We start from the raw sequence: 1,426 nt of genomic DNA on the forward strand, positions 1-1,426 counted from the left end.
TGTCATGTCGCAGGACATAGGTGACAGTTCTGCATCAGGACATCGGTGACAGTTCCGGTGGTCTTGGTGGTGACACTTGGGCTCGCAGGCTCCGGTGGTGGCTGTTTATGAACCGATCGATCCTCGTGTCCGTCTGGCGATCGCGCAGTGGCCTGATGACGCGCCCCGTGGGGCGGTCTCGACGTTCTGTGCCGAGCATGGAATCTCGCGGAAGTCGTTCTATGCGTTGCGTAACCGCGCGTTGGCTGACGGGCCGGCGGCGGTGCTCGAGCCCCGTACCCGACGGCCGAAGTCGAGCCCATCGGCGTTGAGCGATGAGGTCAAGGAACAGGCCGTGGCGGTTCGTGCCGCACTGGAGCAGTCCGGACTGGACTGCGGGCCGGTCAGCGTGCACGAGAAGATGCGCGCGATGGGATTAGCGCAGGTCCCGTCCACGGCGTCGCTGGCACGGATCTTCCGCGAGGCGGGTGTGGCGCGTCGGGAGCCGAAGAAAAAGCCGCGCTCGGCGTGGCGGCGGTTCGTCTATCCGGCCCCGAACGCGTGCTGGCAACTCGACGCCACCGAGTACGTCCTGGCCGGCGGGCGAAAGTGTGTGATCTTCCAGCTCATCGATGATCACTCGCGCTACGCGGTCGCCTCGCACGTGGCCGGCAGCGAAACCGCCGAGGCGGCGATCGCTGTGTTTGACAAGGCCGTCGCAGCCCATGGCGTGCCCCAACGACTGCTCTCGGACAACGGATTGGCGCTCAATCCTTCGCGCCGCGGATTGGTCGGCAAATTCGTCAATCATGTTGGGGCCCTGGGCGTGGAGGCGATCACCGGTAAGCCGTACAAGCCGACCACCCAGGGTAAGAACGAACGCTTCCACCAGACCTTGTTCCGCTACCTGGACAAACAGCCCCTCGCCGAATCGCTGGCCGCGTTACAGGCCCAGGTCGACGCGTTTGACCACATCTACAACACCGAACGGCCCCACCAAGGGCTTCCCGGGCGCATCACCCCGAGGACCGCGTGGGAAGCAACCCCCAAGGCCGAGGCACCCCGCCCCGCGCCCGACCCGCCCCTGCTCATTCAGGCCGCAGTCAAACAGCTCCAGCCCGCACCAGAGCTACCCGCCGGCGCCCACGTCAGGACGCTGACCACCGCAGGCACGTTCATGCTCGCCGGGGTGATCTACAAAGTCGGTGGCCGACACGGCCTCCACGAGGTCTTGGTCGCCACCAACGGCGACAAAATCATCGTCGCCGACCTCGACGGCGAAATCCTCATCGAGCACACCCGGCCAGCCCCCGGCGTGACCTACGTCGGCAACGGAAAACCCCGCGGCTCACACCCCAAACCAGACGAACTGTCACCGAAGTCCTGACACACCAACTGTCACCGATGTCCTGATGCAGAACTGTCACCGAAGTCCTGATACATCACA

At 64.9% G+C, this 1,426-nt stretch carries 1 protein-coding gene; it reads left to right on the plus strand.

The genetic code is table 11. The annotated features are described in order from the left end of the window. The first annotated feature begins 94 nt into the window (after window positions 1–94). Complete coding sequence (locus tag QRN63_RS21975) at window positions 95–1,366, plus strand: integrase core domain-containing protein (protein WP_502888173.1); 1,272 nt, start codon at window positions 95–97, stop codon at window positions 1,364–1,366. Window positions 1,367–1,426 lie beyond the last annotated feature (60 nt).

The sequence above is a fragment of the Mycolicibacterium sp. lyk4-40-TYG-92 genome (assembly GCF_030209435.1).
GTDB lineage: Bacteria > Actinomycetota > Actinomycetes > Mycobacteriales > Mycobacteriaceae > Mycobacterium.